At 61.3% G+C, this 26,898-nt stretch carries 18 protein-coding genes and 4 tRNA genes; 18 read left to right on the plus strand and 4 right to left on the minus strand.

Features of this window, described 5'->3' with window-relative positions:
• Nucleotides 1-25 precede the first annotated feature (25 nt).
• Together ACXZ1M_RS15115 and ACXZ1M_RS15120 are read left to right on the plus strand one after the other, a co-directional pair.
• The gene (locus ACXZ1M_RS15115) at nucleotides 26-1,804 is read left to right on the plus strand and encodes a M14 family metallopeptidase (protein ID WP_459053937.1); all 1,779 of its coding nucleotides are present in this window, start codon (nucleotides 26-28) and stop codon (nucleotides 1,802-1,804) included.
• A 33-nt stretch (nucleotides 1,805-1,837) separates the two neighbouring features.
• Nucleotides 1,838-3,154: an amidohydrolase gene (locus ACXZ1M_RS15120; protein ID WP_459053938.1), complete on the plus strand. Its 1,317-nt coding sequence runs from the start codon at nucleotides 1,838-1,840 to the stop codon at nucleotides 3,152-3,154.
• A gap of 2 nt (nucleotides 3,155-3,156) precedes the next feature.
• On the opposite strand, the gene ttcA is transcribed toward ACXZ1M_RS15120, so the two are convergent.
• From ttcA to ACXZ1M_RS15135, 3 genes are read right to left on the minus strand one after another with little or no spacing between them, the layout of a single operon-like run.
• Nucleotides 3,157-4,083 (minus strand): tRNA 2-thiocytidine(32) synthetase TtcA, encoded by a 927-nt coding sequence (gene ttcA, locus ACXZ1M_RS15125; protein ID WP_459053939.1) that lies wholly within the window; start codon nucleotides 4,081-4,083, stop codon nucleotides 3,157-3,159.
• Nucleotides 4,080-4,478 (minus strand): dihydroneopterin aldolase, encoded by a 399-nt coding sequence (locus tag ACXZ1M_RS15130; protein ID WP_459053940.1) that lies wholly within the window; start codon nucleotides 4,476-4,478, stop codon nucleotides 4,080-4,082. The genes ttcA and ACXZ1M_RS15130 overlap by 4 nt, the downstream gene beginning before the upstream one ends.
• A gap of 24 nt (nucleotides 4,479-4,502) precedes the next feature.
• Nucleotides 4,503-5,288, minus strand: a complete 786-nt coding sequence (locus tag ACXZ1M_RS15135; protein ID WP_459053941.1) for an SDR family oxidoreductase — start codon at nucleotides 5,286-5,288, stop codon at nucleotides 4,503-4,505.
• 23 nt (nucleotides 5,289-5,311) lie between these two features.
• Between ACXZ1M_RS15135 and ACXZ1M_RS15140 the strand changes: the two genes are divergently transcribed.
• From ACXZ1M_RS15140 to ACXZ1M_RS15150, 3 genes are all read left to right on the plus strand, one after another.
• A complete protein-coding gene (locus ACXZ1M_RS15140; RefSeq protein WP_459053942.1) occupies nucleotides 5,312-6,463 on the plus strand; it encodes a class I SAM-dependent methyltransferase in 1,152 nt (383 codons plus the stop codon).
• Nucleotides 6,464-6,569: 106 nt separating this feature from the next.
• Nucleotides 6,570-7,610, plus strand: a complete 1,041-nt coding sequence (locus tag ACXZ1M_RS15145) for a J domain-containing protein (RefSeq protein WP_459053943.1) — start codon at nucleotides 6,570-6,572, stop codon at nucleotides 7,608-7,610.
• Nucleotides 7,611-7,687: 77 nt separating this feature from the next.
• On the plus strand, nucleotides 7,688-9,271 hold the full coding sequence (locus ACXZ1M_RS15150; protein WP_459053944.1) for a DUF3369 domain-containing protein: 1,584 nt from the start codon (nucleotides 7,688-7,690) through the stop codon (nucleotides 9,269-9,271).
• A 94-nt stretch (nucleotides 9,272-9,365) separates the two neighbouring features.
• Here the strand turns inward: ACXZ1M_RS15150 and ACXZ1M_RS15155 are convergent, their stop codons facing one another.
• Nucleotides 9,366-12,626 carry a bifunctional diguanylate cyclase/phosphodiesterase gene (locus ACXZ1M_RS15155; RefSeq protein WP_459053945.1) on the minus strand — a complete coding sequence of 1,087 codons (3,261 nt, stop codon included), beginning with the start codon at nucleotides 12,624-12,626 and terminating at the stop codon, nucleotides 9,366-9,368.
• Between the two features lie 199 nt (nucleotides 12,627-12,825).
• Here ACXZ1M_RS15155 and ACXZ1M_RS15160 point away from each other — a divergent pair.
• The 13 genes from ACXZ1M_RS15160 to rpoC all read left to right on the plus strand — a co-directional run bounded on the left by ACXZ1M_RS15160 (nucleotide 12,826) and on the right by rpoC (nucleotide 26,831).
• Nucleotides 12,826-12,910 (plus strand) — tRNA-Tyr (locus tag ACXZ1M_RS15160).
• A 57-nt stretch (nucleotides 12,911-12,967) separates the two neighbouring features.
• Nucleotides 12,968-13,041 (plus strand) — tRNA-Gly (locus ACXZ1M_RS15165).
• Between the two features lie 65 nt (nucleotides 13,042-13,106).
• A tRNA-Thr gene (locus ACXZ1M_RS15170) sits at nucleotides 13,107-13,181 on the plus strand.
• A gap of 88 nt (nucleotides 13,182-13,269) precedes the next feature.
• The gene (gene tuf / locus ACXZ1M_RS15175) at nucleotides 13,270-14,460 is read left to right on the plus strand and encodes an elongation factor Tu (RefSeq protein ID WP_459048531.1); all 1,191 of its coding nucleotides are present in this window, start codon (nucleotides 13,270-13,272) and stop codon (nucleotides 14,458-14,460) included.
• A 64-nt stretch (nucleotides 14,461-14,524) separates the two neighbouring features.
• Nucleotides 14,525-14,600 (plus strand) — tRNA-Trp (locus ACXZ1M_RS15180).
• A gap of 35 nt (nucleotides 14,601-14,635) precedes the next feature.
• Nucleotides 14,636-15,019 (plus strand): preprotein translocase subunit SecE, encoded by a 384-nt coding sequence (gene secE / locus ACXZ1M_RS15185; RefSeq protein ID WP_373990060.1) that lies wholly within the window; start codon nucleotides 14,636-14,638, stop codon nucleotides 15,017-15,019.
• On the plus strand, nucleotides 15,019-15,648 hold the full coding sequence (nusG, locus tag ACXZ1M_RS15190; RefSeq protein ID WP_373990061.1) for a transcription termination/antitermination protein NusG: 630 nt from the start codon (nucleotides 15,019-15,021) through the stop codon (nucleotides 15,646-15,648). Before secE ends, nusG begins: the two co-directional genes overlap by 1 nt.
• A gap of 124 nt (nucleotides 15,649-15,772) precedes the next feature.
• Entirely contained in the window at nucleotides 15,773-16,204 is a 432-nt protein-coding gene (gene rplK / locus ACXZ1M_RS15195; RefSeq protein ID WP_166107734.1) for a 50S ribosomal protein L11, read from the plus strand.
• Nucleotides 16,205-16,206: 2 nt separating this feature from the next.
• On the plus strand, nucleotides 16,207-16,902 hold the full coding sequence (gene rplA, locus ACXZ1M_RS15200) for a 50S ribosomal protein L1 (RefSeq protein WP_459048532.1): 696 nt from the start codon (nucleotides 16,207-16,209) through the stop codon (nucleotides 16,900-16,902).
• Between the two features lie 251 nt (nucleotides 16,903-17,153).
• Nucleotides 17,154-17,687, plus strand: a complete 534-nt coding sequence (gene rplJ / locus ACXZ1M_RS15205) for a 50S ribosomal protein L10 (protein WP_459048533.1) — start codon at nucleotides 17,154-17,156, stop codon at nucleotides 17,685-17,687.
• Between the two features lie 94 nt (nucleotides 17,688-17,781).
• The gene (rplL, locus tag ACXZ1M_RS15210; protein ID WP_459048534.1) at nucleotides 17,782-18,153 is read left to right on the plus strand and encodes a 50S ribosomal protein L7/L12; all 372 of its coding nucleotides are present in this window, start codon (nucleotides 17,782-17,784) and stop codon (nucleotides 18,151-18,153) included.
• 266 nt (nucleotides 18,154-18,419) lie between these two features.
• The gene (gene rpoB / locus ACXZ1M_RS15215; protein WP_459048535.1) at nucleotides 18,420-22,529 is read left to right on the plus strand and encodes a DNA-directed RNA polymerase subunit beta; all 4,110 of its coding nucleotides are present in this window, start codon (nucleotides 18,420-18,422) and stop codon (nucleotides 22,527-22,529) included.
• Nucleotides 22,530-22,601: 72 nt separating this feature from the next.
• Nucleotides 22,602-26,831: a DNA-directed RNA polymerase subunit beta' gene (gene rpoC, locus ACXZ1M_RS15220; RefSeq protein ID WP_459048536.1), complete on the plus strand. Its 4,230-nt coding sequence runs from the start codon at nucleotides 22,602-22,604 to the stop codon at nucleotides 26,829-26,831.
• The last annotated feature ends 67 nt before the right edge of the window (nucleotides 26,832-26,898 follow it).

Consider the following 26,898-nt stretch of genomic DNA (forward strand, 5'->3'; position numbering starts at 1 on the left):
CCTCAACCTTCGCTGGAAGTCCTACATGATCCGTTCCGCCATACTGCTTGCGTTTGCCGCCACCACCACCACCGCCGGCAGTGCGCTGGCCGCCGCGCCGGCAGCGTCCCTGACCACCGTTTCCGAGCGCTCCGGCTTCCAGGCCACCGGCCGTTACGACGAAGTGATCGCGCTGTGCGCGCAGTTCCAGAAAGCCTATCCGAAACAGGTGCGCTGCTTTGAATTCGGCCGCACGCCGGAAGGCCGGCCGATGCTGGCGCTGGCGGTCTCGCGCAGCGGCGGGCTGACGGCGGAGCAGGCGAAGAAGAAAGGCCTGCCGGTATTGCTGATCCAGGGCGGCATCCATGCCGGTGAAATCGACGGCAAAGATGCCGGTTTCCTGGCGCTGCGCGAGGCGCTCGAGAACAAGGCGGCGCCCGGCGCGTTGGACAAGCAGGTGCTGTTGTTCGTCCCGGTATTCAATGTCGACGGCCATGAGCGCTTCGGCAAGAACAACCGTCCCAACCAGCGCGGCCCGGTGGAAATGGGCTGGCGCACCACGGCGCAGAACTACAACCTGAATCGCGACTACGTGAAGGCCGACGCGCCGGAGATGCAGGCCATGCTGGCGCTGGTGAACGCCTGGGACCCGCTGGCCTATATCGACCTGCACGTGACCGACGGCGCCAAGTTCCAGCCCGATATCTCGGTCCAGGTGGAGCCGGTGCACGGCGGCGACGAAGCGCTGAAAGTGGCCGGCATGGCGCTGCAGACCAATGTGATGGCGGACCTGAAGGCGCAAGGCTCCGACCCGCGCCAGTTCTACATTTCCTTCGCCAAGGAAGACGATCCGACTTCCGGCTTTATCGATTCCATGTCGACACCGCGCTTCTCGACCGGCTACTTCCCGATGCGTAACCGCTTCGCCATGCTGGTGGAAACCCATTCGTGGAAAGACTATCCAACCCGCGTGCGCATCACGCGCAACACCATCGTGTCGCTGTTGTCGCAGGTGGCGCAGCACGGCAAGGAATGGCAGAAGCTGACGCAGGAAGCGGATGCGCGCGCCAGCGCCATGGGCGGCAGCGAGTTCCCGCTCAGCTATCGCACCACCTACAACGCCAAGACCATCGAGTTCCCCGGCTATGCCTACACCCGCGAGCACTCCGAGATCTCGGGCGGCCTGTGGACCCGCTACGACGAGAGCAAGCCGCAGATGTGGACCGTGCCGCTGCGCGACGAGATCGTGCCGGACTTCAAAGTGGCGGCGCCGCTGGGCGGCTACATCGTGCCGGTGGCCGATGCGGGTTGGGTCGGCGCCAAGCTGAAACAGCACGGCATTAGCTTCAAGGTGATCAACGCCGACCAGATGTCGGCCGAGGTGGAAACCTTCCGCGCGACCAAGGCCAAGTTCGGCGCGCAGTCGTTCGAAGGCCACATGGCGCTGGCGGTGGAAGGCGATTGGGCGCGCGAGCGCCGCGCAGTGGCCAAGGGCGCCTTGTTCGTGCCGATCGCGCAGCCGAAGGCACGCCTGGTGATGACCATGCTGGAGCCGCGCGGCGGTGACGGCCTGCTGGCGTGGGGCGGTTTCAACAACGCCTTCGAACAGAAGGAGTACATGGAGGACTATGTGGCCGAAGAAGTGGCGCGCGATCAGCTGGAAGCCAATCCAGCCCTGCGCGAGGAGTTCCGCAAGAAGCTCGACACCGACGCGGAATTCAACAAGAGTCCGCACAAGCGCCTGGAGTTCTTCGCCAAGCGCCACGCTTCGTGGGATGAGCGCTTCAATCTCTACCCGGTGATGCGCACCGCGCAGAAGTACTGATTGTTCTGATTGTTCTACACAAGGGAGACGGCTATGCATAAGAAAAGCCTGACCGGCGGCGCCTTGCTGGCGTCGCTGTTTGTTTCCGCATCCGCGCAGCAGCTGGCCGGACTTGACGCGCTCTATCCCAAGCTCGATGCGCTGTATATCGATCTGCACCGCAATCCGGAACTATCCCTGCAGGAAGAAAAGACGGCGGCCAGGATGGCCGCGCAGCTGCGCGCCGCCGGCTTTGCGGTGACTGAGCGCGTCGGCGGGCATGGCGTGGTGGGTGTGCTGAAGAACGGCGCCGGCCCGACCGTCATGGTGCGCACCGACATGGATGCATTGCCGGTCAAGGAGCAAACCAAGCTGCCGTATGCCAGCACGGCGACCACGCGCGACGGCGCCGGCAACACGGTGCCGTTGATGCACGCCTGCGGCCACGATATCCACATGACCTCCTGGGCCGGAGCCGCCGCCTTGCTGGCGCAGTCCCGCGACACATGGCATGGCACGCTGGTGTTTGTCGGCCAGCCGGCCGAAGAAGTGCTGCAGGGCGCCGAGATGATGCTCAAAGACGGCCTGCTGACGCGCTTCCCCAAGCCGGACGTGGTGCTTGGCCTGCATGACTCCAACCTGCTGCCGGCGGGCCAGATCGGCGTGGTGCCGGGGCCGGCATCGGCGGCTTCGAATTCGGTCGACATCACCTTCTATGGCAAGGGAGGGCACGGCGCGGCGCCGCACACCACCGTCGATCCGCTGCTGATCGCCGCGCGCGCGGTGGTGACCTTGCAGACCATCGTTGCGCGCGAAGTCAATCCGTTCGATGCGGCGGTGGTCACGGTCGGCACCTTCCACGGCGGCACCAAGCGCAACATCATTTCGGACGAGGCCAAGCTGGAGTTGACGGTGCGCTCGTACAAACCGGAGGTGCAGAAAATGCTGCTGGCATCGATCGCGCGCATCGCCAAGGCGGAAGCGGCAGCGGCGGGGGCACCGCGCGAGCCGCTGGTGTTTGTCGACCCGAAAGAGGCGTCCGAAGTCGTGGTGAATGATGTCGCCATGGCGACGCAGCTCAGCGCGGCGCTGAAACGCGCGATGGGCGCGGCCAACGTGATGCAGATTTCGCCGAGTTCGGCCTCGGAAGACTTTGGTGTATATGGCCGGGCGGCGGGCGTGCCGTCGCTGCAGCTGCGCGTGGGCGCGATAGAACCGGCGCTGTTCGCGCAGGCGGCGGCGTCCGGCACGGTGCTGCCCAGCCCCCACAGCCCGTTCTTCGCGCCCGACAAGGAGCGCACCATCCGCGCCGGCGTCAGCGCGTTGACGTATTCGGTTCTGGACCTGCTGGCCCACCCACCTGCACGCTGAGCTTAATCTTCGCGTTGCAGCGAGATGATGCCTGGCACGGTGGTTGGGGTGGAGCAGGGTTCTTCGTCGAAAGCGATGTCGCCGGCCGGGTTGGCGATGCCGTCGGCTTTGATGTCCTTGAAGCCGAACAGGTCGCGGTCCATCAGGTGCGATGGCACCACCGTCGACAGCGACGAGAAGATGTTTTCCACGCGGCCCGGGTGTTTCTTTTCCCAGTCGCGCAACATGGCCTTGATCTGCTTGCGCTGCAGGTTTTCCTGCGAGCCGCACAGGTCGCACGGGATGATCGGGAAGCCTTTCACTGCGGCGTAACGCTCGGTGTCTTCTTCCTTCACGTAGGCCAGCGGGCGGATCACCATGTGCTTGCCGTCGTCCGATACCAGCTTGGCCGGCATGCCCTTGATTTTCCCGCCGAAGAACATGTTCAGGAAGAAGGTTTCCAGGATGTCGTCGCGGTGGTGGCCCAGGGCGATCTTGTTGCAGCCCAGTTCATCGGCCACGCGGTACAGGATGCCGCGCCGCAGGCGCGAGCACAGCGAGCAGGTGGTCTTGCCTTCCGGGATCAGGCGCTTGACGATGCTGTAGGTGTCCTGGTTTTCGATGTGGTAAGCCACACCCAGTTTGTCCAGGTAGGCCGGCAGGATGTCGGCCGGGAAGTTCGGCTGCTTCTGGTCCAAGTTGACGGCGACGATCTCGAAGTTGATCGGCGCGCGTTCGCGCAAGGTCATCAGGATGTCCAGCAGGGCGTACGAGTCCTTGCCGCCGGACAGGCAGACCATCACCTTGTCGCCGTCTTCGATCATGTTGAAGTCGCCGATGGCCTGGCCCACCAGGCGGCACAGACGCTTGTGCAGCTTGTTGTTCTCGTGGGCGATCTTCTCCATGCTCTTGACGCTGATGTTTTCGTTGTTATCGATGACGGCGTTCATGCTGCTTCCTTGATTTTGAATACTTCCACGCCCACGCCTTCGCAGTCGGGATAGACGTCCGGCTTCATGGTCGAGACGCGCGCGGCGCGCACGCTCGGGTGCGACAGCATTTCGCGCACGATGTCGTCGCACAGGGTTTCCTGCAGCTGCACGTGGCCGCGCGCCATCAGGTTGGCGATGGTGTTGCGCATGAAGTCATAGTCCACCACTTCTTCCAGCTGGTCGTGCTGCGGCGACGACACCGCCAGCGGGATGTACAGGTCGACGTTGATCAGCAAACGCTGCTCGCCCTTTTTCTCGAACTCGTAGACGCCGATGTTGATCATCACTTCGTAGTTACGCAGGAACAGGCGGCGGCAGTCGTTCAATTGCGGGTGTATCAGGGCGGACAGCATGGAAGAACCTTCTTTCGAATTAAATTATTTAGCCAGGAACATCACGTCGCGCGGCAACGGCAGCAAATGCTGGCCGCCGTCGACCAGCAGGGTGGTGCCGGTCAGGGCGCGCGCCGACGCGGCGTAGACCACGCTGTCGGCTATGTCGTCTGGTGTGCTGGAACGGCCCAGCGGGGTTTGCTGGTGCGCGTTGGCGAAACCGGCGTCGGTCTGGTCGCCGGACACCATGGTGATGCCCGGCGCGATGCCGACCACCCGCACGGTCGGCGCCAGTTGCTGCGCCAGCATGGTGGTGGCGGTGTGCAGCGCAGCCTTGGACAGGGTGTACGACAAAAAATCAGGATTGAGATTGTACAGCTTCTGGTCGAGCAGATTGATAACGCTGGCTTGCATCCCGGCCGGCGTGGCCGCGTGCAGGGCCTGCGCCAGCAGGATCGGAGCGGCGACGTTGGCGCGCATGTGGGCGTCGAGCCGGGCGGCGGTGAAGTCCTCGGCGCTGTCGTAGTCGAACAGCGAGGCGTTGTTGACCACGCAGTGCACCGCGCCCAGCGCGGCCACGGCGCGCGGCAGCAACTGGCGCACGGCCGCTTCGTCGGCCAGCTCGCATTGCAGGGCGATGGCGCGGCGGCCCAGGGCGATGATCTCGCCGGCCACCTCGGCCGCTTCGGCGGCGGAGGCGCGGTAATGCACCACCACGTCCCAGCCGGCGCGCGCCAGCCCGAGCGCGATGGCGCGGCCGATGCGCCGTCCGGCGCCGGTGACCAGGGCCACGCGTTGGCCCGGAGTTGAGTTGTCCTGTGCTGTCATCATTTTGAACTGGATATAATGCCGGGATGTCCTTACCCGTACCTTCTAGCGACGCGCTGGCCGCGTCCCACGCCCTGCAGAACCTGATCGCCGCCGACATCGAGCGCCATCACGGTGCTATTTCCTTCGCCCGCTACATGGAGCTTGCGCTGTACGCGCCCGGTCTGGGCTATTACAGCGGCGGCTCCGCCAAGCTGGGAAAAGATGGCGATTTTACAACCGCCCCCGAGCTGTCGCCGCTGTTTGGCGCGGCGCTGGCCCAGGTTGCAGCCGCTATTATCGCCCAAAGCGCGCCGAACCTCCTTGAATTCGGGGCCGGCACCGGCAAGCTGGCGTTCGACATCCTCACCGAGCTGGCCGCCGCCGGGGTCCACGTCGAGCGTTACAGCATCGTCGAACTGTCCGGCGAGCTGCGCGGGCGGCAGCAGGAAAAGCTGCGCGACTTCCCGCAGGTGGAGTGGCTGGACGCCTTCCCGGAATCTTTCGACGGCGTGGTGTTCGGCAACGAGGTGCTGGACGCCATGCCGGTGCACCTGGTGATCCGCAACCCGGCCGGCTGGCAGGAGTTGCAGGTGACGGTGGCCGACGGCCGCTTCCAGTACCTGGAAGTGCCGGCCGGCGATGAGCTGCTGGCGCAGATCGCGCGCCAGATTCCCGAGCATGAGCTGCTGCCGGTCGGCTATGTGACCGAGCTGCACGGCGTGGCCTGCGGCTTCATGGCCACGTTGAGCCGCATGCTGCTCAACGGCCGGGCCAACGCCGCCTTCCTGTTCGACTACGGCTTCCCGGCGCATGAGTATTATTTCGACCAGCGCGCCACCGGCACCCTGATGTGCCACTACCGCCACCACGCCCATCCGGACCCGTTCTATTATCCGGGCCTGCAGGACATCACCGCCCACGTCGATTTCACGGCGATGGCGCTGGCGGCGCAGGACGCGGGCGCCGAGGTGCTGGGCTATCTCAACCAGTCCGGCTTCCTGCTGGGCGCCGGCATCGGCGAACTGCTGCTGCGCACCGACCCGGCCGACGCCATGGCCTACCTGCCGCAGGCGCGCGCCATGCAAAAGCTGGTGTCGCCGGCCGAAATGGGCGAGCTGTTCAAGGTGCTGGCGGTGGGCAAGGGCGTCGAGTTGCCGCCGGCCCTGCTGATGCAGGACCGCAGCCACCGGCTGTAGACAAAAAAGCACGGTGATGAGAAAAGCAAGGCCATTCCTTGCCTGCTCCTGCGGTTGCATGCGCTAAGATGGGCTATGATGACTGATTCTGCGTCGATTTCCACCTATGGCCAAGATTCACACCCACTATGACAACCTGAAAGTGGCGCGCATGGCGCCGCAGGAAGTCATACGTGCAGCTTACAAGGCGCTCAGCCAAAAATACCACCCTGATAAAAATCCGGGTGACGAGAAGGCTGCGCGCATCATGGCCATCCTCAACAGCGCCTATGAGACGCTGTCCGATCCCCATCGCCGCAAGGAACACGATGAGTGGATCGCTTCCGAGGAGTGGGAAATCGAGTGGCTGGAAAGCACCCGCAACGAAGACGGCCACGGCCACGGCCACCGCAGCGACAAGCACAAGCACGAGCGCGACTGGCATCCGGAACACGTGAACGAGACCGTGCGCGCGCGCCCGCGCCGCCGCGACTGGCGTTGGTGGGCAGCGCTGGCCTGCTGCCTGGCGCTGGGCTGGGTGGGCGGCGTTACCATGGTAACCGAACAGAAAATGGTCTTGACCATGCTGAGCGCTGCATGGGGCAACAAGAACGGCATCAACGCCAACGCGGCCACGGCCGACGCGCCGCCGCCGCCGACCCAAAGCGAAGCGCGCGCCGAGGCCCGCGCCGAAATGCGCGACGCCTGGGCCACCGCGCGCCTGAGCGAGGCGCATAGCGTCAAGCTGGCGCCGATCAAGGTGATGACGATGTCGCAGGTGGTGGTGCCCAGCGCCGGCGCCGAGTGCGACAGCGAGACGCCGACCCAGACCCTGATGGCGCCCAACGGCGAGCCGTGGCCGGCGCGCTCCGGCTATATGGAGGGTTTCCCGGTCGGCAATCGCGGCGACGACATGCAGCTCACGCTCGACAATGCGGGCAATGCGTCGGCCGTGTTCATCAAGGTCTACGACATGGAGCGCCGCGCCAATGTGCGCTACGCCTATGTGCAGGCGCACGACAAGCTGCTGGTCGACAAGCTTGCCAGTGGCAAGTATGAGATCCGTTATCAGAACCTGGACGCGGGCGCCAACCCGGGCGCTTGCGGCGCCGCCAGCCGCACCTCGGTGGCCGGCGCCGAAGGTGGGGCGTCACCCGTCAACAACTAGTGACGTGGCGCATCTTCGATAAGAGTTGTCACAGGGGGGGAATCTGATTATCCTAAGGTAACCATAGGAGATCGCGCATGACCGAATCAAACGCCGCAGACGACAATTGGCTGATAGACGAAGACGAAGAGGAGCTTCCAGCCGACGGTCTCGGGGCGCCGGATCAGCGCTTGTGGCGGGTGCTGATTGTCGATGACGATGTCGATGTCCACGCCGTCACGCGGCTGGCGCTGCGCAATGTCAGCTTCAAGGGCCGCGAGCTGGAGCTATTCTCGGCCTATAGCGGGCGCGAAGCCTACGACATCCTGCGCGACACGCCGGACATCGCGCTGGTGCTGCTGGACGTGGTGATGGAAACCGACGACGCCGGCCTGCTGCTGGCGCGCCGCATCCGCGAGGAGCTGCACAATTCCATCGTGCGCGTGGTGCTGCGCACCGGCCAGCCGGGCCAGGCGCCCGAGCAGCGCGTCATCATCGAATACGACATCAACGACTACAAGGCCAAGACCGAGCTGACCACGCAGAAGCTGTTCACCACGGTGATCTCGGCGCTGCGCGCGTACGAGAGCCTGAACATGCTCGAGCGCAGCCGCATCGGCCTGGGCAAGATCCTGGCCGGCGCCACCAATCTGTACCAGATCCATTCGCTGCGCGAGTTCGCCTCGGGCGTGCTGAACCAGGTCAGCGCCATTCTCGACGTCGGTTCCGACGGCGTGCTGTGCCTGATGCAGGGCGACACCGGCGTCACCACCGTGGTGGCGGCCACCGGGCATTACGCGACGCTCAACGAGGCCGAGCTGATGCCGACCGCGCACCCGCTGTGGCCGACCATCGCCAAGGCGTTTGCGGAAAAGAAATCGCAGTTCGAGCATCCGGCCAATGTGCTGTTCATCCACACGCAGGAAAACCGCGAGGTGGCCATTTCGGTGACGCCGCCGTGGCCGCTGGCGCAGATCCAGCGCGATTTGCTGGAAGTGTTCTGCCAGCGCATCGCGGCCGCGTTCGACAACCTGTACATGTTCGGCCAGCTGCGCAAGGCGCAGGAAGCGACGGTGGTGGCGCTGGCCGACCTGGCCGAGTTCCGCGACGCCGGCACCGGCGGCCATGTGCGGCGCGTGCAGCTGCTGTCGTCGACGCTGACCCAGCGCATGCACGAGCGCGGCGCCTATCCGGACGAAATCACGCCGCCGCTGCTGGAGATGATCGGCCTGGCCTCGATCCTGCACGACGTCGGCAAGGTGGCGACGCCGGACCACATCCTGCTCAAGCCGGGCATCCACACGCCGGAAGAGCGCGCCGAGATGCAGCAGCACGCGGCGGTGGGACAGTCGATCCTGGAGCGGGCGGCCGGCATGGTCGATGGCGTCAGCTACCTGACCTACGGCGCGGAAATCGCCGGCGGCCACCATGAGCATTGGGATGGCAACGGCTACCCGAACCAGCTCAAGGGGCGCGAGATCCCGATCGCGGCGCGCATCGTGGCGGTGATCGACGTGTTCGACTCGCTGCTGCACGAGCGTCCGTACAAGGAGCCGTGGCCGCACACGGAAGCGGTGGCCTACATCAAGGACCGCGCCGGCAAGCAGTTCGATCCGGAAGTGGTGGCGGCCCTGCTCGACATGATCGAGCGCGACCCGAGCGTCGGCCGCACCCCCGACTAAATTCGGGGTCAGTTCCGACATTCGGACACGTGCTCTGCCGTAGCGGTCGCTACGGCAGAGCACGTGTCCGAATGTCGGAACTGACCCCGAAGGTTCAGGCCGTTGCGGTGGCGGCGCTGCGCACCATCGCTTCGAACTGGGCTACCGGCATCGGGCGCGCGAACAGGTAGCCTTGCGCTTCGTCGCATTGCTTGGCGCGCAGGAAGTCGCGCTGCGCTTCCGTTTCCACCCCTTCCGCAATCACTTCCAGCCCCAGCGAGTGCGCCAGCGCGATGGTGGCCGCCACGATCACCGCGTCGTCCGGATCGCTTTCGATGTCTTTCACGAAGCCGCGGTCGATCTTGATGCGGTCGATTTCAAACAGCTTCAAATAACTCAGCGATGAGTAGCCGGTGCCGAAGTCGTCGATCGCGACCTTGATGCCGCGCGAACGCAGTTCGATCAGCAGCGCGCGGCTGCGCTCCGGGTCCTGCATCGCCGCCGATTCCGTAATTTCCAGCTCCAGCAAGGCCGGGTCGATGCCGTGGCTGTGCAGCATGCGGTCCAGGTGCGGCAGCAGGCCGGGACCGTGGCATTGGCGCGCCGACAGGTTCACCGCCAGCCGCAGGTGCGCCAGCTCCGGCACCCGCCACGAGTGCAGCAGGGTGCAGGCGCGCTGCAAGACCCAGTCGCCCAGCGGCAGGATCAGCCCCGATTCCTCGGCGATCGGGATGAAGCGGTCCGGACCCACCATGCCCAGCTCCGGATGGTGCCAGCGCAGCAGCGCTTCGGCGCCGATGATGCGCTGCGTCGCCAGCTCGATCTGCGGTTGCAGATACAGTTCGAATTCGTTCTGCTCCAGCGCCTGCCACAGACGGTTTTCCAGCATCAGGCGCTCGTGCGTGGCGCTGTTCATCTCCGCCGAGAAGAACTGGAAGTTGCCGCGCCCCTGGCTCTTGGCCGCGTACATGGCGGTGTCGGCGTGGCGCATCAGGGTGCCGGCGTCCTCGCCGTCGTCCGGGAACATGGCCACGCCCACGCTGGCGCCGCTGTGCACTGTCTTGCCTTGCAGGTGATAGGGCGCGGTCAGGGCGTCGACGATGCGCACGGCGATGTTGGAGGCCTCGTCCGGCGTCACCGCGCCGTCGGTGACGACGATGAATTCGTCGCCGCCCAGGCGGGCGATGGTGTCGACTTCGCGCAGCAGTTCCTGCAGCCGCTGCGATACCGCCACCAGCAGCAGGTCGCCGGTGGCGTGGCCGTGGGTGTCGTTGATTTTCTTGAAGTGGTCGAGGTCGATGAACAGCACGGCCGCGTGGCCGCCGCTGCGCCGCGTCTGCGCCAGCAACTGCTCCAGCCGTAGATTGAGCGAGAGGCGGTTGGCCAGCCCGGTCAGGGTGTCGTGGTGTGCCAGGCGGTGGATGCGTTCCTGCGCCAGGTGCTGCTCGGTGAGGTCGTGCAGGATGGCGACGAACAGGTGCTCGTCCGGCAGCTCTACTTCCGATACCGACATCGCCAGCGGGAATTCGCTGCCGTCGCTGCGCCAGCCCGGCAGTTCGTATTCGTGCGTGACGCCGCAGGCGATCATGCGCAGCAGGCCCGCCGCGTCGAGGCCGGCCGCTTCGCCGACGCCGACCGGGATCAGCTTGTCCAGCGGCAGCGCGGTCATGTTGTCCGGCAGGTAGCCGAACAGGCGGCCGGCGGCGGCGTTGGCCGACATCAGCGCGCCGTTGCTGTCGATGGTGAGGATGGCGTCGGCCGCCTTGTTGAGGATCGCTTGCAGCCGCGCTTCGCGCTGGCGCAGGCGCGAGGTGGAGTCCTTGACTTCGGCCTGGATGCGCGCGCGCTCGCCGCTGATCAGCATCATCAAGGTGCCCAGCAGGCCAGTCAGCAGCAGGCCGCAGGTGAGCACGGTCCAGCTTTGCCAGCCGCGCTGTTGTTGCAGGTAGGCCGGCGTCGGCGCCAGCGTCAGTTCGTAGATGCGGCCGCCGAAATGCAGCTGGCGCTGGTAGTCGCCGGCGTGCAGCGGGCGCCGCAGCGTGTCCTGCACCTGGCGGCGCGGGCTATCGTCGTCGGTGTCTTCGAAGCGCACCAGGAAGTGCGGGAACTCGGAGCGCTTGAGCGCCTGGTTGAGGTAGGCCTCGAACTGCATGGCGATCAGCAGCGCGCCCACCGCCTGCCGATGGTTGTTGCTCGGGTGTACGGTCTGCAGCAGCAACAGGCCGGTGCCGGGCAGGGTGCGGCCGAATTGTAACGGCGCGGTGGCGGTCGGCTGGCCGGACTGGATGGCGCGTTCGAGCGCGGCGCGGCGGCGCTCTTCGGAGAGGAAGTCCAGCCCGACGTAATCGCGCGCCGCCGTCGGCTCGACAAAGGTGACCACGAAGTAGCGCTCGCGCTCGGCGGCCTCGCGCATGGCCTGGCTGGTCGGGGTGCGCTCACGGATGGCGAAGTTGGGCGCCACCTGTTGTCGCGCCCACGCTTCGAAGGCGCTGCGCTCGGCGCCGGCCACCGGCATCAGCCAGCCCATCGACAGTAGCTCGGGACGTTGATCGAGGTAGCCGTGCGCCAGGTTGCCGAAGTCGTCGGCGTTGATCGAGCGGCGCGGGTCGTTGAGCGCCTTGGCCATCGCATAGATGAAGCGCTCGTGCTCGCTGAACTGGGCTTGCAGCAAATCGCCGGTCTGCTGCGCCTTGAGCCGGAAGGTTTGCAGCTGCTGACTGTTTTCCCAGCGGTCGGCCTGCAGGTAGATGGCGATGAAGGCGGCCGCCGACAGCAGCAGCGGCAGGCCGACCAGGGTGCGGCGGCGCGCCCACAGCGCGCGCGGGCGGCCGATGACGATCCAGGTCAACGGCGCCGCCAGCAGGATGCCGATGGTGTCGCCCATCCACCAGGCCAGCCAGTCGATGGCCACAAAGTCGCCGTGCAGGATGCCCAAGGCCAGCATGCCGGCGATCGATATTGTGCTCGACACCACGGTAATGCTGATCGCCAGCAGGATGAAGCGCACCACGTCGCGCCCCGAGCCGATGGCCGGGTCGATGTAGCGGCGGAACAGGGTGCTGCCGGCCCAGGCCTGCAGCGCGGCGCCGACCGCCGGCGCGCAGGCGCCCAGCAGGGCCAGGCCGGTGATGCCGGTCGGGCTGAGCACCGGCATGATCAGGTTCACCGCCAGCGAGCCGAGCGCGACGGCCGGCAGCAGGCGCTGGCCGCCGACCACGCAGGCGGCCAGGGCGATACCGGCGGGAAGGAAGATGGGGGAGGCATAACCCGGCGGCAGCGCCAGCAGCAGACCGAGACGCCCGGCCGCGAAATAGGCGGCCCACAGGGCCAGGTTGGCGAGCAGGAAGGTGTGCCAGCGACCGCTTCGATTATTCAAACGCAGGGCTCCAGGAGTCTCATCGGGTCGGAAGATTGTATAGGAAAACATTCAACCTAAAAACAACACTTGCACAATCGCAGCCGGTACGTTTAAAATCTCGCCCCGAAGCAGACGAACTATCAACGCAACATCGGCAAGATGTTAAAAACAGGGTTGACAGGTCGTAAAAATTGCTTCATACTCTGCGGTTCCTCGCGGAGGGGTGGCCGAGTGGTTAAAGGCGACGGACTGTAAATCCGTTCTCTCAGAGTACACTGGTTCGAATCCAGTCCCCTCCACCAAGTTTTTGCAAAAAGACTGAGTGGCGCAGCAAGTGAAATGAATTGAACCAATACCTCGCGGGTGTAGCTCAATGGTAGAGCAGAAGCCTTCCAAGCTTACGACGAGGGTTCGATTCCCTTCACCCGCTCCAGTGTTGTTCAGTGTTGTTGCAATCAGATACGCAAGTATCGCGGCAGTAAGCGTAGTACCCAATAAGCCCTTTTAGCTCAGTGGTAGAGCACTCCCTTGGTAAGGGAGAGGCCACGTGTTCAATCCACGTAAAGGGCACCAGAATACGCAGCACGGCAGTACGGTAGCACTATCAAAGACAGTTGGGCAGGGTTCCCTGCCAATCACACAAAATCGTTAGGAGTCTAAAATGGCAAAAGAGAAATTCGAGCGGACCAAGCCGCACGTTAACGTCGGCACCATCGGCCACGTGGACCACGGCAAGACCACCCTGACCGCTGCGATCGCAACCGTTCTGTCGAAAAAATTCGGCGGCGAAGCTAAAGCTTACGACCAGATCGACGCTGCACCAGAAGAAAAAGCACGCGGCATTACCATCAACACCGCGCACGTAGAATACGAAACCGCCGGCCGTCACTACGCCCACGTTGACTGCCCAGGCCACGCCGACTACATCAAAAACATGATTACCGGTGCTGCGCAGATGGATGGCGCGATCCTGGTTTGCTCCGCAGCTGACGGCCCAATGCCACAGACCCGCGAGCACATCCTGCTGGCCCGTCAAGTTGGCGTTCCGTACATCGTTGTGTTCCTGAACAAGTGCGACCTGGTCGACGACGAAGAGCTGCTGGAACTGGTTGAAATGGAAGTTCGTGAGTTGTTGTCGAAATACGAATTCCCGGGCGACGACCTGCCTATCATCAAAGGTTCGGCACGTAAAGCACTGGACGGCGACACCGGTCCTCTGGGCGAGCAAGCCATCATGGCTCTGGCCGACGCACTGGATTCGTACATCCCTACGCCAGAGCGCGCAGTGGACGGCGCCTTCCTGATGCCAGTGGAAGACGTGTTCTCGATCTCGGGTCGCGGTACCGTGGTGACCGGCCGTGTTGAGCGTGGCGTGGTGAAAGTTGGCGAAGAGATCGAGATCGTTGGTATCATCGACACCGTCAAAACCACTTGCACCGGCGTGGAAATGTTCCGCAAACTGCTGGACCAAGGTCAAGCAGGCGACAACGTTGGTCTGCTGCTGCGCGGCACCAAGCGTGAAGACGTGCAACGTGGTCAAGTTCTGGCGAAGCCAGGCTCGATCAAGCCGCACAACCACTTCACCGGCGAGATCTATGTTCTGTCGAAAGATGAAGGCGGCCGTCACACCCCGTTCTTCAACAACTATCGTCCACAGTTCTACTTCCGTACCACCGACGTGACCGGTTCGATCGAACTGCCGGCGGACAAAGAAATGGTTATGCCAGGCGACAACGTGTCGATCACTGTTAAGCTGATCAACCCGATCGCGATGGAAGAAGGTCTGCGCTTCGCAATCCGCGAAGGTGGCCGTACCGTAGGCGCAGGCGTCGTTGCCAAGATCCTGGCCTAATAGGATGTGAGATTGCCACCCGGGTGTCCGGGTGGTATAATCCGGATCCTTTGTAGTTTTATGTAGGGGCGTAGCTCAATTGGCAGAGCGTCGGTCTCCAAAACCGAAGGTTGGGGGTTCGAGGCCCTCCGCCCCTGCCACCGAATATGGTGCAGGGCACCGAAAGTAAATATAAATGTCTAATCAATCCGTGCAGACCGTCAGCACGTCGAATGACAAGATTAAGGTTGCACTGGCCATCGCCATTGCAATCGCAGGCGTGATAGGTTTTTACTACCTGTCGGACAAACCAGCTCTGGTGCGCGCGGGCGCACTTGTGGCTGGTTTGGCTTTTGCCGTTTTGATCTTGTGGACTTCGTCGACTGGCCGTGATTTCCTGAATTTTGCCAAAGAAGCCGTTCGCGAAACGAAAAAGGTCGTATGGCCGACCCGTCGCGAAGCAACCCAGATCACGGGCATCGTATTCGCCTTCGTGCTGGTGATGGCGCTGTTCCTGTGGGGCACGGACAAGACCTTGGAATTTTTGTTGTACGACATCATTCTGGAAATACGAAAATAATGAGCGAAAATGTGCAAGATGACGCTCAGGGCGAGGCTCCTGCGGCCGGCGCCCCGGAGCAAGCTGTTGACACAGCGCCAATCAGCGTACCAGTGAGCAACAAGCGCTGGTACGTTGTACATGCGTATTCCGGCATGGAAAAAAGCGTGCAGCGCGCGCTGACCGAGCGCGTCGAGCGCGCCGGCATGCAAGAACAGTTTGGCCAGATCCTGGTGCCGACCGAAGAAGTGGTCGAAGTCCGCAACGGCCAGAAGTCGGTTACCGAACGTCGTTTCTTCCCTGGCTACGTGCTGGTTGAGATGGAAATGACCGACGAAACGTGGCACCTGGTGAAAAATACCAGCAAAGTGACCGGTTTCATCGGCGGCAAATCGAACAAACCGACCCCGATTCCAGCGCGCGAGATCGACAAGATCATGCAGCAGATGCAAGAAGGCGTCGAGAAGCCACGGCCGAAAGTGCTGTACGAAGTGGGCGAGCAAGTCCGCATCAAGGACGGCCCGTTCACCGACTTCAACGGCAACGTCGAGGAAGTCAACTACGAGAAATCGAAAGTGCGCGTCTCGGTCACCATTTTTGGCCGCGCAACGCCAGTCGAACTCGAATTCGGCCAGGTCGAAAAAGTATAAGCAGCACCGTTCGCCAGAACGGGCGACGGTGTCAAAACCCTAGTTAATCTGGCAAAAGAGGAGCCCCGCCCTGCAGAACACGCATGGTGGGGCGCTACTACTCATATCCAAGATAGGAGCCATCATGGCAAAGAAAATCATTGGTTTTATCAAGCTGCAAGTGCCAGCTGGTAAAGCAAACCCATCCCCACCGATCGGTCCAGCTCTGGGTCAACGCGGTCTGAACATCATGGAATTCTGCAAAGCGTTCAACGCGCAGACCCAAGGTATGGAACCAGGCATGCCTATCCCAGTCGTGATCACCGCGTTCGCTGACAAGTCCTTCACCTTCGTGATGAAGACCCCACCAGCAACCTTCCTGATCAAGAAACACTCGGGCATCACCAAAGGTTCGCCGAAGCCACATACCGACAAAGTCGGTAAGCTGACCCGTGCTCAAGCTGAAGAAATCGCTAAATTGAAAACCCCTGATCTGACCGCTGCCGACCTGGATGCTGCTGTACGCACCATCGCTGGTTCCGCACGTTCGATGGGCATCACGGTGGAAGGTCTGTAATCATGGCAAAACTGTCCAAACGCGCAAAAGTTATCAAAGCTAAAGTTGATACCACCAAGAACTACTCGTTCGACAACGCTGTTGCTCTGATCAAAGAACTGGCCACCGCCAAGTTCAATGAATCGATCGACGTGTCGGTCCAACTGGGTGTGGATCCTAAGAAGTCGGACCAGGTCGTTCGCGGTTCCGTCGTGCTGCCAGCTGGCACCGGCAAAACCGTTCGCGTGGCTGTGTTCGCTTCGGGCGAGAAAGCTGAACAAGCTAAAGCCGCTGGTGCTGACGTTGTTGGTATGGAAGACCTGGCCGAGCGCGTCAAAGCCGGCGACATGCCTTTCGATATCGTCATCGCTTCGCCAGACACCATGCGTATCGTTGGTACCCTGGGTCAGATCCTGGGCCCACGTGGCCTGATGCCTAACCCGAAGGTTGGCACTGTTACTCCTGACGTCGCTACCGCCGTGAAAAACGCGAAAGCCGGTCAAGTTCAGTACCGTACCGACAAAGCCGGTATCATCCACGCGACCATCGGCCGCAAATCGTTCGCCGACGCAGATCTGAAGAGCAACCTGGTTGCCCTGATCGACGCGCTGAACAAAGCCAAGCCGGCATCGTCGAAAGGCGTGTACCTGCGTAAAGTGTCGCTGTCGTCGACCATGGGCGCTGGCGTCCGTGTTGACCAGACCACCCTGGCAGCCTAAGTTACAAAATTAAGTCGCCGAGCTGAAAAGCCAGGCGCAGTTCTTTGGGATGGCTGCTGTTTCGGCAGCAGCCGCAATCAAAGACCGTTGGGCCAGATGCATCAAGTAGGCATCCGGTTAATTGAATGTCTCACCCAACGCAGATGGTGTTCCCGATCAAGTTTTGCAGTCCATTGGACTCCTAACCTCGGACGCCGTTGTTCGAACCGATGGCCGGCAATTTCGCCGGCGATCATTTAAGGAGATTGACCGTGGGTCTCAATCTGAATGACAAAAAGGCCGTCGTCGCCGAAGTTTCCGCAAAAGTAGCAACTGCGCAAACTATCGTCGTGGCCGAGTATCGTGGCATCCAGGTTGCTCACTTGACGCAACTCCGTGCCAAAGCGCGCGCTCAAGGCGTGTACCTGCGAGTGTTGAAAAACACCCTCGCACGTCGCTCCGTTGAAGGCACGCAATTTGCCGCCCTGGCAGACAGCATGACCGGTCCGCTGATCTACTCGATCTCGGACGATGCCGTTGCAGCAGCTAAAGTCATCAACGACTTCGCTAAAACCAACGACAAACTGGTCATCACTGCCGGTAACTACGCAGGCAAGCAGCTGGATAAAGCTGCTGTCACCGCGTTGGCGAGCATTCCTAGCCGTGAAGTCCTCATCTCGCAGCTGTTGGGCGTTATGCTGGCTCCGGTATCGGGCTTTGCACGTGGTCTGGCTGCTCTGGCAGCGAAAAAATCCGAAGGCGCTCCTGTTGCAGAAGTTGCAGCAGAAGAAGCCCCAGCAGCCTAATAGGCGGTTGTGTTCCGCCGCACGCGGCGGAGCGGGTTTTTTATCAAGTAGCATTCTGATGTATTAACGAATCAAAAAATTATTGGAGTTTCAAATGGCAATTAGCAAAGACGACATCCTGAACGCAGTTAGCGAAATGTCCGTAATGGACCTGAACGACCTGGTCAAAGCTTTCGAAGAAAAATTCGGCGTATCGGCCGCTGCAATGGCTGCTCCAGCAGCTGGCGGCGCAGCTGTTGCTGCTGCTGAAGAGCAGACCGAATTCAACGTTGTTCTGACCGAAGTCGGCGCAAACAAAGTTGGCGTGATTAAAGCAGTTCGCGAAATCACCGGTCTGGGCCTGAAAGAAGCCAAAGACGTGGTCGATGGCGCACCAAAAACCGTAAAAGAAGCCCTGTCGAAAGCTGACGCTGAAGCCGCTAAGAAGAAGCTGGAAGAAGCTGGCGCCAAGGCCGAACTGAAGTAATCAGTGGTACCGGTAGCTAAGGCTAGTACTTAGCGCCACGAGCCAAAGCTGAGAATGTTTCTCCTTGAAAGAGGGGAAACATTCGGCTTTGGCTCCTTTGTCGTCTGTGTCGTATTTGTAGCGTTTTCCCGACGTTGCAGTTCCAATTGAATCAGCTGGAAATGGTAGAAGTTTCAGGTTTCGTCTGTGTGACAGACAGCCCGGTTCTTGCTGGAATACAGGCAAAACCTGAAATTTTTTCCCTTTCTGTCACTCACGGAGTGTCCATGCACTACTCATTTACTGAGAAGAAACGCATTCGCAAATCATTCGCGAAGCGCGCCAACGTTCACAACGTTCCGTTCCTGCTGGCTACCCAGCTCGAGTCCTACCACAGCTTCCTGCAAGAAGACATCGCACCGTCGACGCGCAAGAACGATGGCCTGCAGTCGGCCTTTACCTCGATTTTCCCTATCGTTTCGCACAATGGTTTTGCGCGTCTCGAATTCCTGTCGTACGTCCTCGGCGATCCTGCCTTCGACGTCAAGGAATGCCAACTGCGTGGCCTGACGTTCGCGTCGCCGCTGCGCGCCAAGGTCCGTCTGGTGATCCTGGACAAGGAATCGCCGACCAAGCCGGTCGTTAAAGAGATGAAGGAACAGGAAGTCTACATGGGCGAACTGCCCCTGATGACCTCCACCGGTTCGTTCGTCATCAACGGTACCGAGCGCGTTATCGTTTCGCAGCTGCATCGCTCCCCTGGTGTGTTCTTTGAACACGACCGCGGCAAGACCCACTCGTCCGGCAAACTGCTGTTCTCGGCCCGCATCATTCCTTACCGCGGCTCGTGGCTGGACTTCGAGTTCGACCCGAAAGACATCCTGTACTTCCGCGTCGACCGCCGCCGCAAGATGCCAGTCAGCATCCTGCTGAAGGCCATCGGCATGTCGCCGGAACAGATCCTGGCGAACTTCTTCGTCTTCGACAACTTCCACCTGCGCTCCGAAGGCGCCGAGATGGAATTCGTGGCCGAACGCCTGCGCGGCGAAGTCGCGCGCTTCGACATCGTCGATCCGAAGACCGGCAAGACCCTGGTGATGAAAGACAAGCGTATCAATGCCAAGCATGTACGCGACATCGACGCCGCCGGCCTGAAACACATCTCGGTACCGGAAGACTACCTGGTCGGCCGCGTGCTGGCCAAGAACATCGTGGATGCGGACACCGGCGAAGTCATCGCCAACGCCAACGATGAGCTGACCGACGAAGTGCTGAACCGCCTGCGCGACAGCAACGTCACCGACATCCAGACCCTGTACACCAACGATCTGGACCAGGGCGGCTACATCTCGCAAACCCTGCGCATCGACGACACCGCCGACCAGATGGCCGCGCGCATCGCGATCTACCGCATGATGCGTCCTGGCGAACCGCCGACCGAAGAATCGGTGGAAGCACTGTTCAACGGCTTGTTCTACAGCCCGGACCGCTACGACCTGTCGGCCGTGGGCCGCATGAAGTTCAACCGCCGCATTGGCCGCGATGAACTGACCGGCGCCATGACCCTGTCGAACGAAGACGTGCTGGCCGTGATCAAGATCCTGGTGGAACTGCGCAATGGCCGCGGCGAAGTCGACGATATCGATCACCTGGGTAACCGTCGCGTACGTTGCGTCGGCGAACTGGCCGAGAACCAATTCCGCGCCGGCCTGGTGCGTGTTGAGCGTGCCGTGAAAGAGCGTCTGGGCCAGGCGGAAGCCGACAACCTGATGCCGCACGACCTGATCAACTCCAAGCCGATCTCGGCAGCGATTCGCGAGTTCTTCGGTTCGTCGCAGCTGTCGCAGTTCATGGACCAGACCAACCCGCTGTCGGAAATCACCCACAAGCGTCGTGTTTCCGCTCTGGGCCCTGGCGGTCTGACCCGCGAACGCGCCGGCTTCGAGGTGCGCGACGTGCACCCGACCCACTACGGCCGCGTATGCCCGATCGAAACGCCTGAAGGCCCGAACATCGGCCTGATCAACTCGCTGGCACTGTACGCCCGCCTGAACGAATACGGCTTCCTGGAAACCCCATACCGCAAGGTTGAAGGCTCCAAGGTTACCGACCAGATCGACTACCTGTCGGCCATCGAAGAAGGCCGCTACATCATCGCCCAGGCCAACGCCAAAGTGAATGAGCAGGGTCAACTGGTGGACGAACTGGTGTCGTCGCGTGAAGCCGGTGAAACCATTCTGGTGTCGCCGGAGCGCGTGCAGTACATGGACGTGGCTCCAGGCCAGATCGTGTCCGTCGCAGCATCGCTGATTCCATTCCTGGAACACGATGATGCGAACCGTGCACTGATGGGCGCCAACATGCAACGTCAGGCTGTGCCTTGCTTGCGTCCTGAAAAGGCGCTGGTCGGTACCGGTATCGAACGCACTGTTGCGGTCGACTCGGGCACCACCGTGCAGGCCCTGCGTGGCGGTATCGTCGATTACATCGATGCCGGCCGTGTGGTGATCCGTGTCAACGACGATGAAGCCACCGCTGGCGAAGTCGGCGTGGACATCTACAACCTGATCAAGTACACCCGTTCGAACCAGAACACCAACATCAACCAGCGTCCTATCGTCAAAGTGGGTGACCGCGTCGCCAAGCGCGACGTGATCGCCGACGGCGCATCGACCGACCTGGGCGAACTGGCGCTGGGCCAGAACATGACCGTGGCCTTCATGCCATGGAATGGTCTGAACTTCGAAGATTCGATCCTGATCTCGGAAAACGTCGTGAAAGACGACCGCTACACCTCGATTCACATCGAAGAGCTGTCGGTGGTTGCGCGCGACACCAAGCTGGGCGCGGAAGAAATCACCCGCGACATCTCGAACCTGGCTGAGAACCAGCTGGCGCGTCTGGATGAATCGGGCATCGTCTACATCGGTGCTGAAGTGCAAGCCGGCGACACCCTGGTTGGTAAAGTGACGCCGAAAGGCGAAACCCAGCTGACCCCGGAAGAGAAGCTGCTGCGCGCCATCTTCGGTGAAAAAGCGTCGGACGTGAAAGACACCTCGCTGCGCGTGCCTTCGGGCATGGTCGGCACCGTGATCGACGTCCAGGTGTTCACCCGCGAAGGCATCGTGCGCGACAAACGCGCCCAGCAGATCATCGACGATGAACTGAAACGCTTCCGCCTGGACCTGAACGACCAGATGCGTATTGTGGAAGGCGATGCCTTCCAGCGTCTGGAAAAAATGCTGATTGGCCTGGTGGTCAACGGCGGTCCGAAGAAGCTGGCCAAAGGCGCCAAGATCACCAAGGAATACCTGGCCGATCTGGACAAGTACCACTGGTTCGACATCCGCCCTGCGGACGACACCGCTGCTACCTCGCTGGAAGCGATCAAGGAATCGATCAACGAGAAGCGCCACCAGTTCGACCTGGCCTTCGAAGAGAAGCGCAAGAAACTGACCCAGGGCGATGAACTGCAACCTGGCGTGCAGAAGATGGTCAAGGTCTACCTGGCCGTCAAGCGCCGCCTGCAGTCGGGCGACAAGATGGCGGGTCGCCACGGTAACAAAGGTGTGGTCTCGCGTATCGTGCCGGTGGAAGACATGCCATACATGGCCGACGGTACGCCGGCGGACGTGGTGCTGAACCCGCTGGGTGTGCCGTCGCGTATGAACGTCGGTCAGATCCTGGAAACCCACTTGGGTTGGGCCGCCAAAGGCCTGGGCATCCGCATCGGCGAAATGCTGGCGCAGCAGATCAAAGTGGAAGAGATGCGCAAGTATCTGACCACTGTGTACAACGAGTCGGGCCGTCCGGAAGACCTGGACAACTTCGACGACGTTGAGATCATGAGCCTGGCGCACAACCTGAAAAAAGGTGTGCCGTTCGCCACGCCGGTGTTCGACGGCGCGCACGAGTCGGAAATCCGCCGCATGCTGGATCTGGCCTACCCGGACGACGTCGCTCACAAGCTGGGCATGACGCCGTCGAAGAACCAGGTCACCATGTACGACGGCCGCACCGGCGAAGCGTTCGAGCGCAAGGTCACCGTGGGCGTGATGCACATGCTGAAACTGCACCACTTGGTCGACGACAAGATGCACGCGCGTTCGACCGGTCCATACTCGCTGGTGACGCAGCAGCCACTGGGCGGTAAAGCCCAGTTCGGCGGCCAGCGCTTCGGTGAGATGGAGGTGTGGGCACTGGAAGCATACGGCGCATCGTATGTGCTGCAAGAAATGTTGACCGTTAAGTCGGATGACGTGAACGGCCGTACCAAAGTGTACGAAAACCTGGTCAAAGGTGACCACGTGATCGACGCCGGTATGCCTGAATCGTTCAACGTGCTGGTGAAAGAGATCCGTTCCCTGGGTATCGATATCGACCTGGAACGCAACTAAGACACATGCACGGGCCCCGCCGGCCTTCGCCGGCGGGGCAGTTTAAGAATTCATCACTACCTGGAGTGATACATGAAAGCACTGCTCGATCTATTCAAGCAAGTACAGACGAACGAGACCTTTGACGCGATCAAAATCGGTCTGGCTTCGCCTGAAAAAATCCGTTCGTGGTCCTACGGCGAAGTTAAAAAGCCGGAAACCATCAACTACCGTACCTTCAAGCCTGAGCGCGACGGTCTGTTCTGCGCCAAGATCTTTGGCCCGATCAAAGACTACGAATGCCTGTGCGGCAAGTACAAACGCCTGAAACACCGCGGTGTCATCTGCGAAAAGTGCGGCGTCGAAGTCACCCTGGCCAAAGTGCGTCGTGAACGCATGGGCCACATCGAACTGGCGTCGCCAACCGCGCACATCTGGTTCCTGAAATCGCTGCCGTCGCGTCTGGGCATGGTCCTCGACATGACCCTGCGCGATATCGAACGCGTGCTGTATTTCGAAGCATACGTCGTGACCGATCCAGGCATGACCCCGCTGAAGAAGTGCCAGATCATGTCGGAAGACGACTACGCCGCCAAGTACGAAGAGTACGGCGACGACTTCACCGCCTTCATGGGCGCTGAAGGTATCCGCGAACTGCTGCGCTCGATCGACATCCACCGCGATGCCGAGACCCTGCGCGTGGAACTGAAGGAATCGAAGTCCGAAGCCAAGATCAAGAAATACGCCAAGCGTCTGAAAGTGCTGGAAGCGTTCCAGCGTTCGGGCATCAAGCCTGAGTGGATGATCATGGAAGTGCTGCCGGTGCTGCCACCGGAACTGCGTCCGCTGGTACCACTGGACGGCGGCCGTTTCGCGACCTCGGATCTGAACGATCTGTATCGCCGCGTGATCAACCGTAACAACCGTCTGAAACGCCTGATGGAGCTGCGCGCTCCAGAGATCATCACGCGCAACGAAAAGCGCATGCTGCAAGAAGCGGTCGATTCGCTGCTGGACAACGGCCGTCGCGGCAAAGCGATGACCGGCGCCAACAAGCGTCCGCTGAAATCGCTGGCTGAGATGATCAAAGGTAAGGGCGGCCGCTTCCGTCAGAACTTGCTGGGTAAGCGCGTCGACTACTCGGGCCGTTCGGTCATCGTGGTGGGTCCACAGCTGAAACTGCACCAGTGCGGTCTGCCGAAGCTGATGGCGCTGGAACTGTTCAAGCCGTTCATCTTCAACAAGCTGGAACTGATGGGCTTGGCTACCACGATCAAGGCCGCTAAAAAGCTGGTCGAGATCCAGGAACCGGTCGTCTGGGACATCCTGGAAGACGTGATCCGCGAACACCCGATCATGCTGAACCGTGCACCAACCCTGCACCGTCTGGGCATCCAGGCTTTCGAGCCGGTCCTGATCGAAGGTAAAGCAATCCAACTGCACCCACTGGTCTGCGCCGCATTCAACGCCGACTTCGACGGTGACCAGATGGCAGTTCACGTGCCGCTGTCGATCGAAGCACAGATGGAAGCCCGCACCCTGATGCTGGCTTCGAACAACATCCTGTTCCCATCGAACGGCGAACCATCGATCGTTCCTTCGCAGGATATCGTGCTGGGTCTGTACTACGCGACCCGCGAAGCGATCAATGCGAAAAACGAAGGCATGCTGTTCCCTGACGTGTCGGAAGTCATCCGTGCCTACGACAACAAGGAAGTGGAACTGACCACCCGTATCACCGTACGTATCGTTGAGAATCCAAAAGATGCAACGACGGGCGAATTCGTTCGCACCGTGACCCGTTACGAAACCACGGTTGGCCGCGCCATCCTGTCGGAAATCCTGCCGAAAGGCCTGCCTTTCTCGGTGCTGAACCGCGCGCTGAAAAAGAAAGAAATTTCCAAGCTGATCAACACCTCGTTCCGTAAGTGCGGCCTGCGCGCGACGGTCGTGTTTGCTGACCAACTGATGCAGTCGGGCTTCCGCCTGGCGACCCGCGCCGGTATTTCGATCTGCGTGGACGACATGCTGGTACCGCCACAAAAAGTCACCCTGATTTCGGCTGCAGAGTCCGAAGTCAAACAGATCGAGCAGCAGTACGCTTCGGGTCTGGTGACCGCCGGCGAGCGTTACAACAAGGTAGTCGACATCTGGGGCAAAACCTCGGATGAAGTCGGCAAGGCCATGATGGACCAGCTGAAAGTGGAAGACGTCATCAAGCGTGACGGCACCAAGTCGACCCAGGAATCGTTCAACGCGATTTACATGATGGCCGACTCGGGCGCACGTGGTTCGGCAGCCCAGATTCGCCAGCTGGCGGGTATGCGCGGTCTGATGGCGAAACCGGACGGTTCGATTATCGAAACGCCGATTACCGCGAACTTCCGCGAAGGCCTGAACGTGTTGCAGTACTTCATCTCGACCCACGGCGCTCGTAAAGGTCTGGCGGATACGGCACTGAAAACGGCAAACTCGGGTTACCTGACCCGTCGTCTGGTCGACGTGACCCAGGATCTGGTGGTGATCGAAGACGATTGCGGCACCTCGAACGGCACGCTGATGAAGGCGATGGTCGAAGGTGGTGAAGTGATCGAAGCCCTGCGCGACCGTATCCTCGGCCGCGTGGCGGGCACCGACATCGTCAACCCTGAAACTCAGGCCACCCTGTTCGAAGCCGGCACGCTGCTGGACGAAGACATGGTTGAAGAGATCGAACGCGTCGGCATCGACGAAGTCAAGGTTCGCACTCCGCTGACTTGCGACACGCGCTTCGGCCTGTGCGCCAAGTGCTACGGTCGCGACCTGGGCCGCGGCATGCTGGTCAACTCCGGCGAAGCAGTCGGTGTTGTGGCGGCACAGTCGATTGGTGAGCCGGGTACCCAGCTGACCATGCGTACCTTCCACATCGGTGGTGCGGCATCGCGTGCAGCAGTGGCATCGTCGGTCGAAGCGAAGTCGAACGGTACCATCCGTTTCACCTCGACCATGCGTTACGTCACCAACGGCAAGGGCGCGCAAATCGTCATTTCCCGTTCGGGCGAAGTGCTGATCACCGACGACCACGGCCGTGAGCGTGAGCGTCATAAAGTACCGTACGGTGCGACCCTGATCGTCAAGGACGGCATGGTCATCAAGGCCGGTACGGCCCTGGCGACCTGGGATCCGCTGACCCGTCCGATCATTACCGAGTACGCCGGTACGGTGCGTTTCGAGAACGTCGAAGAAGGCGTGACCGTGGCCCGTCAGGTGGACGAAGTGACCGGTCTGGCAACCTTGGTGGTGATCGATGCGAAGCGTCGTGGTTCGCTGACCAAGACCCTGCGTCCACAGGTCAAGCTGCTGAACGAAGACGGCAACGAAGTGAAGATCGCCGGCACCGAACACGCCGTGGCGATCGGCTTCCAGGTCGGCGCGCTGATCATGGTGAAAGACGGCCAGGCGGTATCGGTGGGTGAAGTGCTGGCACGTATCCCGACCGAATCGCAGAAGACCCGCGATATTACCGGTGGTCTGCCACGCGTCGCCGAGCTGTTCGAAGCACGTTCGCCGAAAGACGCGGGCATGCTGGCGGAAGTGACCGGTACTGTTGCCTTCGGTAAAGAAACCAAAGGTAAGCAGCGCCTGGAAATCACCGACATGGACGGCAACAAGCACGAGTTCCTGATTACCAAGGACAAGCAAGTGCTGGTTCACGACGGCCAGGTAGTGAATAAAGGTGAGATGATTGTCGACGGCCCGGCCGATCCACAAGACATTCTGCGCCTGCTGGGTATCGAAGCGCTGGCCCGTTACATCGTCGACGAAGTGCAAGACGTTTATCGTCTGCAAGGCGTGAAGATTAACGACAAGCACATTGAAGTGATTGTGCGTCAGATGCTGCGTCGCGTTCAGATCGTTAATGCCGGCGACACCAACTACATCGTTGGCGAGCAGGTTGAGCGTTCGGAACTGCTGGATGAAAACGATCGTGTGAATGCAGAGAATAAGATTCCTGCAACCTACGAAAACGTTCTGCTGGGTATTACCAAGGCATCGCTGTCGACCGATTCGTTTATCTCGGCCGCATCGTTCCAGGAAACCACCCGCGTTCTGACCGAAGCCGCGATTATGGGCAAACGCGATGGTCTGCGTGGTCTGAAAGAAAACGTCATCGTTGGTCGTCTGATTCCAGGCGGTACCGGTCTGGCCTTCCACCGCGCTCGCAAAGAGAAAGAGCAGTGGGAAGTCGAAGAGCGTCAAGCTCTGCTGGCAGCTGAAAAAGCCGCCATCTCCGGCGCCGACATCGAAGCCACCGAAACGGCTCCGCACAGCGACGAAGCGTAATTCAATTAGCGTCAACAAAAACGGCACCTTCGGGTGCCGTTTTTTTATCCGGGGTCAGGTCCTCCAT

The organism is Duganella paludis (genome assembly GCF_054461335.1).

Bases quoted from the DNA above. Each gene is read 5' to 3' on its own strand.
- ACXZ1M_RS15115 (WP_459053937.1), top strand. From the start codon at position 26: ATGATCCGTTCCGCCATACTGCTTGCGTTTGCCGCCACCACCACCACC.
- ACXZ1M_RS15120 (WP_459053938.1), top strand. From the start codon at position 1,838: ATGCATAAGAAAAGCCTGACCGGCGGCGCCTTGCTGGCGTCGCTGTTT.
- ttcA (WP_459053939.1), bottom strand. From the start codon at position 4,083: ATGAACGCCGTCATCGATAACAACGAAAACATCAGCGTCAAGAGCATG.
- ACXZ1M_RS15130 (WP_459053940.1), bottom strand. From the start codon at position 4,478: ATGCTGTCCGCCCTGATACACCCGCAATTGAACGACTGCCGCCGCCTG.
- ACXZ1M_RS15135 (WP_459053941.1), bottom strand. From the start codon at position 5,288: ATGATGACAGCACAGGACAACTCAACTCCGGGCCAACGCGTGGCCCTG.
- ACXZ1M_RS15140 (WP_459053942.1), top strand. From the start codon at position 5,312: ATGTCCTTACCCGTACCTTCTAGCGACGCGCTGGCCGCGTCCCACGCC.
- ACXZ1M_RS15145 (WP_459053943.1), top strand. From the start codon at position 6,570: ATGGCCAAGATTCACACCCACTATGACAACCTGAAAGTGGCGCGCATG.
- ACXZ1M_RS15150 (WP_459053944.1), top strand. From the start codon at position 7,688: ATGACCGAATCAAACGCCGCAGACGACAATTGGCTGATAGACGAAGAC.
- tuf (WP_459048531.1), top strand. From the start codon at position 13,270: ATGGCAAAAGAGAAATTCGAGCGGACCAAGCCGCACGTTAACGTCGGC.
- secE (WP_373990060.1), top strand. From the start codon at position 14,636: ATGTCTAATCAATCCGTGCAGACCGTCAGCACGTCGAATGACAAGATT.
- nusG (WP_373990061.1), top strand. From the start codon at position 15,019: ATGAGCGAAAATGTGCAAGATGACGCTCAGGGCGAGGCTCCTGCGGCC.
- rplK (WP_166107734.1), top strand. From the start codon at position 15,773: ATGGCAAAGAAAATCATTGGTTTTATCAAGCTGCAAGTGCCAGCTGGT.
- rplA (WP_459048532.1), top strand. From the start codon at position 16,207: ATGGCAAAACTGTCCAAACGCGCAAAAGTTATCAAAGCTAAAGTTGAT.
- rplL (WP_459048534.1), top strand. From the start codon at position 17,782: ATGGCAATTAGCAAAGACGACATCCTGAACGCAGTTAGCGAAATGTCC.
- rpoB (WP_459048535.1), top strand. From the start codon at position 18,420: ATGCACTACTCATTTACTGAGAAGAAACGCATTCGCAAATCATTCGCG.
- rpoC (WP_459048536.1), top strand. From the start codon at position 22,602: ATGAAAGCACTGCTCGATCTATTCAAGCAAGTACAGACGAACGAGACC.